Genomic DNA, 10,722 nt, shown 5'->3' on the forward strand with positions numbered 1-10,722 from the left:
CGAGGGGCAGCCGAGGGGCAGCGGGTGTCCGCAGGGGGAGGGGGTGTTCGGTGCTTGTCAGCGCGTGCGGAGGTCCGCCGGCGCCTGTGGCTCAGCTACCGAGCTCGTTGTCGAGCAGGTCGAAGAGTTCGTCATCGGTCGCGGTCTCCACCGTCTGGGCCGAGTCCCGGGGATCGTCGGTGCCGCCGTGCGGATCGGCGTCGCCCGTCCGCCACTTGGAGAGCAGACCCTCCAGCCGGGTCGCGACCGTGCCGCGCGTCCGGTGGTCGGCGCGAGCACGCACCGCCAGCGCGGACAGGGCCGCTTCGAGCCGGTCGATCTCTTCGAGAAGCGAAGGACCGCTGCCTCGCTCACGCACCGGCAGAGCGGCGTCGAGATGCTCGGCGAGCGTCGCGGGGGTCGGATAGTCGAAGAGGAGACTGGCCGGCAGGCGCAGCCCCGTCGTGTGGGAAAGGCGGTTGCGCAGCTCCACAGCGGTGAGGGAGTCGAAGCCGAGGTCCTGGAACGCCTGACCGGGCCCGATGGCATCGGCGGAAGCGTGTCCCAGCACGGCGGCGACCTCGCCCTGGACAGCACGTTGCAGGATGCGGTATCGCTTCTCCCCCGTCACGTCCGCCAGTTGCTCCGCCAGCGCACCGCGCGCCTCCGCGCCGGACGTGGCGGCCCGATGAACGGGCTGCGGAACGAGGCCCCGCATGACGGCGGGCAGCGGACTCGTCGCGGCGCGGGCCCGCAATGCCGGAAGATCGAGGCGGATGGGGACGGCAAGCGGGTCGGTGATGCCCGTGCCGGTGGCGGTGTCGAAGAGGGCGAGTCCTTCGGTGTCGGACAGCGCGGTCACCCCGTTGCGGGCCATCCGCTCCAGTACCTCACCACCCGCCATCCCCTCACTGCTCGCCCACGGGCCCCAGGCGAGAGAGGTAGCGGGCAGACCACTGGCATACCGGTACTGGGCCAGCGCGTCCACAAAGGCATTCCCCGCCGCATAAGCCCCCTGACCCGGACTCCCGAAAATCCCCGCAGCCGAAGAGAACACCACAAACGCCGACAACCCCATACCCGCGGTCAGCTCATGCAGATTCCACGCCCCCGCCACCTTCGCCCGCAACACACGACCAACCTGCTCCGCAGACAGACCAGTGACAACACCATCCTCAACAACCCCCGCCGCATGCACCACACCACTCAAAGAACGCCCGGCCAGCACCCCCGCCAAAGCCTCCCGGTCCCCCACATCACACGCCACCGACTCAACCCGCGCCCCCAGACCCACCAACTCACCAACCAGCTCCTCACCCACACCCCGACGACCCACCAACAACAGCTCACCCACCCCATGCGCAACCACCAGATGCCGCGCCACCAACCCGCCCAGCGCACCCGACGCACCCGACACCAGCACCGGCCCCCCACCAAACGAAGAACCACCACCCCCCACAACCGGCCCACGCACCAGCCTCGGCACCCACAACCCACCACCCCGCACAGCAACCTGCGACTCACCCGAAACCAGCACCGCCGGCAACACCGACCCAAGCTCCGTGTCCCGGTCCAGATCCAGCAGAACAAACCGGCCCGGATGCTCCGACTGCGCCGAACGCACCAGACCCCACACCCCCGCCTGCACCACATCCGGACCCTCACCACCAACCGACACAGCACCCCGCGTCACAAACACCAACCGCCCAGCACCAGACCCCTCACCCCCAAGCCACCCCCGCACCACATCAACAGCCCACAACACACCCGCCTCAGCCCCCTCAAACCCAGGCCACGACACCACCACCACACCACCGGAACCACCGGAACCACCGGAAGAAACACCGGGAGCCCCCACCGGCACACCCGCGGAAACCCCGACCCCCACCGGCACCGCCTCAACCACCGGCACCGCCTCAGCCACCGGCACCGCCTCAGCAACCGGCACCGCCCCAACCACCGGCAGCGCCTGCCACGCCACCCGGAACAACGCCGAGTCCATCCCCCCACCCGCAGCCGAAACCTGCTCAGCCGACACCGGCCGCAACACCAGCGACTCCACCACCACCACCGGCAGACCACGACCATCCACCGCCACCAGCGACACCGCATCCACACCAACCCGCGCCAACCGCACCCGCAACACCGACGCACCCGAAGCGAACACCCTCACACCCGCACACGAGAACGGAACCCGGGCCCCACCATCCCCACCCAACAAACCAAGCCCATGCAACGCCGCATCCAGCAACGCCGGATGCACACCAAAACCAGCCACATCCGTACCCTCAGGCAACCCAACCTCAGCAAAAACCTCCTCCCCCACCCGCCACACCACCCGCAACCCACGAAACACCGGCCCATACACCAACCCCGCGCCGGACAACCCCTCATACACCCCGCCAACGTCCACCCCTGACGTCGGCACCACCGGCCACTCCAACCCCACACCACCACCCGCACCAGACCCGGCCGACACCGAACCCACCGCGTGACACACCCACTCCCCACCCACACGCCGCGAAAAAACCTTGACCGCATGTGATGCCGACTCGTCGACATCGCCCACCGTCACCCGGATCTCCAGCGCGTCATGCTCGGGAACCACCAAGGGGCTGGGGAAGGTGAGTTCCTCGATGTGATCGCAGCCGACCTCGCGTGCGGCACGCAGGGCGAGATCCACCAGCGCCATGCCCGGCACGAGTACCGAGCCCATCACTACGTGATCCGCCAACCACGGATGCTCGGCCAACGACAACCGACCCGTGAGAATGGCACCTCGACCTTCCGGGAGCGCCACCGCCGCGCCAAGCAGCGGGTGTCCGGCCACCTCCAGGCCAGCGCTGAACAGATCACCGTGCTGCGGCCCGGCCGTCAGCCAGTAACGCCGTCGTTGGAAGGCGTAGGTCGGTAGGTCGACATACCGAGCACCGCTGTCCGCGAAGACCCCCGCCCAGTCCACGCCCACACCGCGCACATGCAACTCGGCAACAGCCCCCGCCAGCGCGACATCCTCCGCCCGATCCTTCCGCAGAACCGGAACCACGACCGCCGACTCATCCACCAACTCCCGCGCCAACGCCGCCAACGTCCCACCCGGGCCGACCTCCACAAACGCGCTCACACCCTGACCCACCAGAGCCTCAACAGCATCCGCGAAGCGGACCGGCTCGCGGATCTGCCGCACCCAGTAGTCGGGAGCGGTCAGCTCCTCATCCGCCACCAGGCGACCCGTCAGGGTCGAGACGACGGGCAGCGTGGGCGCGTGGAACGCCACCGACTCCAGCTCCGCACGGAACGCGGCCAGCATCGGCTCCATCAACGGAGAGTGAAAAGCATGCGACACCGCCAGCCGCCTGCCCCTCAGCCCGGCCGTCACCTCGCCCACAGCCGACGCATCCCCCGACACCACCACCGAGGCAGGACCATTGACCGCGGCGATACTCACCCGATCCCCGAAACCCGCCAGCAACGGCACCACATCACTCTCCGACGCCGCAACCGCCACCATCACCCCACCCGCGGGCAACTCACCCATCAACCGCCCACGCGCCACCACCAGACGAACCGCATCCCCCAGCGAGAACACCCCCGCCACACAAGCCGCCGCGAACTCCCCCACCGAATGCCCCGCCACCACATCAGGCCGCACACCCCACGACCCCAGCAACCGGAACAACGCCACCTCAACCGCGAACAACCCCACCTGCACAAACCCCGTACCGCCAAGCCCCTCCCCCTCCCCCCCGAACACCACATCCCGCAACGACCGATCCAAAAAGGTGTCCGCACACGCGCACACCTCATCAAAAGCATCCGCGAACACCGGAAACACCCCATACAACTCCCGGCCCATCCCCACCCACTGACTCCCCTGCCCCGAAAACAGGAACGCCGTACGGCCACCGGGAACGGCGGTTCCGCGCACCAGGCCGGGGGCCGACTCACCCCGCACCAACGCCCGCAGACCACTCAACAGGCCATCCACATCCGAACCCACCACAGCCGCCCGATGCTCCACATGAGCACGCGACAACGCCAACGACAACGCGATGTCCGCGACGGCCTGGTCGGAGGTCAGGTTCTCGGCGTGTGCGAGAAGCCGTTGAGCCTGTTCCCTCAACGCGGATGGGTCCTTGGCCGACAGCAGCCACGGAACCGTGCCCACCTCACGATCGGGTCGCTCAACGGCTTCAACCGGGTGCTGCTCAACGATGACGTGGGCGTTGGTCCCGCTGAACCCGAACGACGAGACGGCAGCTCGGCGCGGGTGGCCGGTCTCCGGCCAGGCCACGTCCTCGGTCAGAAGACTGACAGCACCAGCCGACCAGTCCACATGCGGCGACGGCTCATCGACATGCAGCGTGCGCGGCAGCACGCCGTGCCGCATCGCCATCACCATCTTGATCACACCACCGACACCCGCAGCCGCCTGCGTGTGCCCGATGTTCGACTTCAACGACCCCAGCCACACCGGCCGATCACCAGCACGCTCCTGGCCATACGTCGCGATCAGCGCCTGGGCCTCGATCGGGTCACCCAGCGACGTACCCGTGCCATGCGCCTCCACCGCGTCCACATCCGCCGCCGACAACCCGGCGTTCGCCAGCGCCTGCCGGATCACCCGCTGCTGCGACGGACCATTCGGAGCCGTCAGACCATTCGACGCACCATCCTGATTCACCGCCGAACCCCGCACCACCGCCAACACCGGATGCCCCCTGCGCACCGCATCCGACAACCGCTCCACAAGCAGCATGCCGACACCCTCGGACCAGCCCGTCCCATCCGCAGCCGCCGAAAACGCCTTGCACCGGCCATCCGCCGCCAGACCCCGCTGACGGCTGAACTCGACAAAGGCCGCCGGCCTGGCCATGACCGTGACGCCACCGGCCAGGGCCATGGTGCATTCGCCCTGCCGCAACGCCTGCGCCGCCAGATGCAACGCCACCAACGACGACGAACACGCCGTATCCACCGTCACCGCAGGACCCTCAAGCCCAAACGTGTAAGCCACCCGCCCGGACATCACGCTTCCCGAACTGCCGGTAGCCATAAAGCCTTCGATGTCCTCGGGAACGGATTGCAGCCAGGAGCCGTACTCGTGGTACATCACTCCGGCGAACACACCGATCGGGGTGCCCTTCACGGATGTCGGGTCGATCCCGGCGCGCTCGAACGCCTCCCACGACGCCTCCAGCAGCAGCCGCTGCTGCGGATCCATCGCCAACGCCTCACGCGGCGAGATACCGAAGAGAGCGGGGTCGAAGTCCCCGGCGTCGTAGAGGAATCCGCCCTTGGTGGTCGTGCTCGAACGAGTGCCGTCACCGTCACCGCCCCGCAGCGCCGCCAGGTCCCACCCACGGTCGGTGGGGAACTCGGAGATCGCGTCCGTACCGGAGGTCATCAGCTTCCACAGCTCCTCCGGTGTCCGTACCCCACCTGGGTAACGGCAGCTCATCCCCACGATCGCGATCGGCTCGTCCGCCGAGGCCCGTGAGGCCCGCGAGGCCACGACGGCCGCTGCGGCACTGGCCTGCTGGGACCCGACCAAGCGCTCCTTGAGGTGAACGCCCAGCGCATCGAGGGTCGGATAGTCGAAGACGAGACTGGCGGGAAGCCGAACACCAGTGGCCGCACCGAGCCTGTTGCGCAGTTCGACCGCGGTCAGCGAGTCGAACCCCAACTCACGGAAGTTCTGCCCCGGTTGCACAACGTCCGGCGTGTGGCCAAGGACGGCACTCACGTGGGTGCGGACGATGTCGAGGAGGAGTTTGTGCTGTTCGGTATCGGGGAGGCCGGCCAGCCGCTGGGACAGGTCGGGAACCGTGGCCGTCCCGGCCGCGATCTGGCGCCGCACCGGAACACGGACCAGCGCTTTGAGCAGCGCGGGAAGCGGACTCGTCGCGGCGCGGGCCCGCAATGCCGGAAGATCGAGGCGGATGGGGACGGCAAGCGGGTCGGTGATGCCCGTACCGGTGGCGGTGTCGAAGAGGGCGAGTCCTTCGGTGTCGGACAGCGCGGTCACCCCGTTGCGGGCCATCCGCTCCAGTACCTCACCACCCGCCATCCCCTCACTGCTCGCCCACGGGCCCCAGGCGAGAGAGGTAGCGGGCAGACCACTGGCATACCGGTACTGGGCCAGCGCGTCCACAAAGGCATTCCCCGCCGCATAAGCCCCCTGACCCGGACTCCCGAAAATCCCCGCAGCCGAAGAGAACACCACAAACGCCGACAACCCCATACCCGCGGTCAGCTCATGCAGATTCCACGCCCCCGCCACCTTCGCCCGCAACACACGACCAACCTGCTCCGCAGACAGACCAGTGACAACACCATCCTCAACAACCCCCGCCGCATGCACCACACCACTCAAAGAACGCCCGGCCAGCACCCCCGCCAAAGCCTCCCGGTCCCCCACATCACACGCCACCGACTCAACCCGCGCCCCCAGACCCACCAACTCACCAACCAGCTCCTCACCCACACCCCGACGACCCACCAACAACAGCTCACCCACCCCATGCGCAACCACCAGATGCCGCGCCACCAACCCGCCCAGCGCACCCGACGCACCCGACACCAGCACCGGCCCCCCACCAAACGAAGAACCACCACCCCCCACAACCGGCCCACGCACCAGCCTCGGCACCCACAACCCACCACCCCGCACAGCAACCTGCGACTCACCCGAAACCAGCACCGCCGGCAACACCGACCCAAGCTCCGTGTCCCGGTCCAGATCCAGCAGAACAAACCGGCCCGGATGCTCCGACTGCGCCGAACGCACCAGACCCCACACCCCCGCCTGCACCACATCCGGACCCTCACCACCAACCGACACAGCACCCCGCGTCACAAACACCAACCGCCCAGCACCAGACCCCTCACCCCCAAGCCACCCCCGCACCACATCAACAGCCCACAACACACCCGCCTCAGCCCCCTCAAACCCAGGCCACGACACCACCACCACACCACCGGAACCACCGGAACCACCGGAAGAAACACCGCCCGGGCCCGGCACACCCGCGGAAACCCCGACCCCCACCGGCACCGCCCCAACCACCGGCACCGCCTCAACCACCGGCACCGCCTCAGCAACCGGCAGCGCCTGCCACGCCACCCGGAACAACGCCGAGTCCATCCCCCCACCCGCAGCCGAAACCTGCTCAGCCGACACCGGCCGCAACACCAGCGACTCCACCACCACCACCGGCAGACCACGACCATCCACCGCCACCAGCGACACCGCATCCACACCAACCCGCGCCAACCGCACCCGCAACACCGACGCACCCGAAGCGAACACCCTCACACCCGCACACGAGAACGGAACCCGGGCCCCACCATCCCCACCCAACAAACCAAGCCCATGCAACGCCGCATCCAGCAACGCCGGATGCACACCAAAACCAGCCACATCCGTACCCTCAGGCAACCCAACCTCAGCAAAAACCTCCTCCCCCACCCGCCACACCACCCGCAACCCACGAAACACCGGCCCATACACCAACCCCGCGCCGGACAACCCCTCATACACCCCGCCAACGTCCACCCCCGACGCCGGCACCACCGGCCACTCCAACCCCACACCACCACCCGCACCAGACCCGGCCGACACCGAACCCACCGCGTGACACACCCACTCCCCACCCACACGCCGCGAAAAAACCTTGACGGTCCAGCAGTCATCAGGGGCAGTGGGAGTGACGCGAACCTGGATCTCAACGGACTCGTCCTCGACAAGGACAAGCGGGCTCTGGAAGGTCAGCTCGTCAACAAGGTCACAGGCCATCTCCCGGGCGGCATGCTGGACGAGATCGACAAAGGCCGTCGCCGGCACGAGTACCGAGCCCATCACTACGTGATCCGCCAACCACGGATGCTCGGCCAACGACAACCGACCGGTCAGAACCGCGCCTTCACCCTCAGGCAGAATCACGGCGGCACCGAGCAGCGGGTGATCCGCCGCCTCCAGACCGGCCCCTGTCAGGTCACCACTGACTCGTCGGGCTTCCAGCCAGAAGTGCCGTCGTTGGAAGGCGTAGGTCGGTAGGTCGACATACCGAGCACCGCTGTCCGCGAAGACCCCCGCCCAGTCCACGCCCACACCGCGCACATGCAACTCGGCAACAGCCCCCGCCAGCGCGACATCCTCCGCCCGATCCTTCCGCAGAACCGGAACCACGACCGCCGACTCATCCACCAACTCCCGCGCCAACGCCGCCAACGTCCCACCCGGGCCGACCTCCACAAACGCGCTCACACCCTGACCCACCAGAGCCTCAACAGCATCCGCGAAACGGACCGGCTCCCGGATCTGCCGCACCCAGTAGTCCGGGGCGGTCAGCTCCTCATCCGCCACCAGGCGACCCGAAAGGGTCGAAACGACAGGCAACGCAGGCGCGTGGAACGCCACCGACTCCAGCTCCGCACGGAACGCGGCCAGCATCGGCTCCATCAACGGAGAGTGAAAAGCATGCGACACCGCCAGCCGCCTGCCCCTCAGCCCGGCCGTCACCTCACCCACAGCCGACGCATCCCCCGACACCACCACCGAAGCAGGACCATTCACCGCGGCGATACTCACCCGATCCCCGAAACCCGCCAGCAACGGCACCACATCACTCTCCGACGCCGCAACCGCCACCATCACCCCACCCGCGGGCAACTCACCCATCAACCGCCCACGCGCCACCACCAGACGAACCGCATCCCCCAACGAGAACACCCCCGCCACACAAGCCGCCGCGAACTCCCCCACCGAATGCCCCGCCACCACATCAGGCCGCACACCCCACGACCCCAGCAACCGGAACAACGCCACCTCAACCGCGAACAACCCCACCTGCACAAACCCCGTACCGCCAAGCCCCTCCCCCTCCCCCCCGAACACCACACCCCGCAACGACCGACCCAACAAGGCATCCGCACACGCGCACACCTCATCGAAAGCATCCGCGAACACCGGAAACACCCCATACAACTCCCGGCCCATCCCCACCCACTGACTCCCCTGCCCCGAAAACAGGAACCCCACCCGACGCCCAGGCGCCGCCACGCCGGTGACAAGGCCGTTCGTCGGATCGCCATCGGCCAGGGCGTTGAGAATTCGCTTCACGTCGCCGTGATCCGAAGCGATCACCGCCGCCCGGTGGTCGAGGGCACTCCGGGTCGTGGCGAGAGACAGTGCGAGGTCGGGCAGTTCGTGTTCGGGATGGTTCTCAACATGTGCGACCAGGCGTTCGGCCTGGGCCCGAAGCGCTGTCGCGTTCTTGCCCGATAGCACGAGCGGCAGCGTGCGCGTCGCAGGAAGAGCACGCACGGCCGTTACCGGGGGAACCTGCGTCGGGGCTTGCTCAACGATGACGTGGGCGTTGGTGCCGCTGAACCCGAACGACGAGACGACGGCCCGGCGCGGGTGGCCGGTCTCCGGCCAGGCGACGGACTCGGTCAGCAACCGCACCGTCCCCGCCGACCAATCGACATGCGGCGACGGTTCATCGACGTGGAGCGTGCGCGGCAGCACGCCGTGCCGCATCGCCATCACCATCTTGATCACACCACCGACACCCGCAGCCGCCTGCGTGTGCCCGATGTTCGACTTCAACGACCCCAACCAGACAGGCCATTCGGCAGACCGCTCCCGCCCGTAGGTGGCGATCAGCGCCTGGGCCTCGATCGGGTCACCCAGCGACGTACCCGTGCCATGCGCCTCCACCGCATCCACATCCGCCGCCGACAACCCGGCGTTCGCCAACGCCTGCCGGATCACCCGCTGCTGCGACGGACCATTCGGAGCCGTCAGACCATTCGACGCACCATCCTGATTCACCGCCGAACCCCGCACCACCGCCAACACCGGATGCCCCCTGCGCACCGCATCCGACAACCGCTCCACAAGCAGCATGCCGACACCCTCGGACCACGCCGTCCCATCCGCAGCCGCCGAAAACGCCTTGCACCGGCCATCCGCCGCCAGACCCCGCTGACGGCTGAACTCGACAAAGGATGTCGGAGTCGTCATAGCGGTGACCCCGCCCACCAGGGCCATGGTGCATTCGCCCTGCCGCAACGCCTGCGCCGCCAGATGCAACGCCACCAACGACGACGAACACGCCGTATCCACCGTCACCGCAGGACCCTCAAGCCCAAACGTGTAAGCCACCCGCCCGGAGACCACGCTCGCCGCGCCGCCCGTGCCGATATAGCCCTCGACGTCCTCCGCCGCCTGCTGAAGCACGGTGGCGTGGTCGTGGTACATGACGCCCGCGAACACGCCGGTCCGGGTGCCCTTCAACGAGGCCGGGTCGATCCCGGCGCGTTCGATGGCCTCCCACGACGCCTCCAGCAGCATGCGCTGCTGCGGGTCCATGCTCAACGCCTCGCGAGGCGAGATCTCGAAGAGGTCGGCGTCGAACATGTCGATGCCATCGAGGAAACCGCCCTCGCGCACATGGGTCGTTCCCCGCGTGTCCGGGTCCGGGTCGTACAACGCTTCCAGGTCCCAGCCACGGTCGGTCGGGAACCCGGAGATCGCGTCACCACCCTTCATGAGCAGTTCCCACAAGTCTTCGGGCGAACGCACGCCGCCGGGATAGCGGCAGCTCATCCCGACGATCGCGATCGGCTCGCGCTGCGCCTCGTCGATCTCCTGAAGTCGCTCCCGGGCCTCGTGCAGCTCCGTCGTCACTCGCCGGAGAAAGTAGCGCAATTTCTGCTCGTTGTTCACCAGGGGTG

1 protein-coding gene is annotated in these 10,722 nt (G+C 68.1%); it reads right to left on the reverse strand.

The genetic code is table 11. From position 1 onward, the window contains the following. Window positions 1-91: 91 nt before the first annotated feature. A complete protein-coding gene (locus OIE51_RS04155) occupies window positions 92-10,714 on the reverse strand; it encodes a type I polyketide synthase (RefSeq protein WP_326595588.1) in 10,623 nt (3,540 codons plus the stop codon). Window positions 10,715-10,722: the final 8 nt, after the last annotated feature.

The sequence above is a fragment of the Streptomyces sp. NBC_01803 genome, assembly GCF_035917415.1.
Classification (GTDB): Bacteria; Actinomycetota; Actinomycetes; order Streptomycetales; family Streptomycetaceae; genus Streptomyces.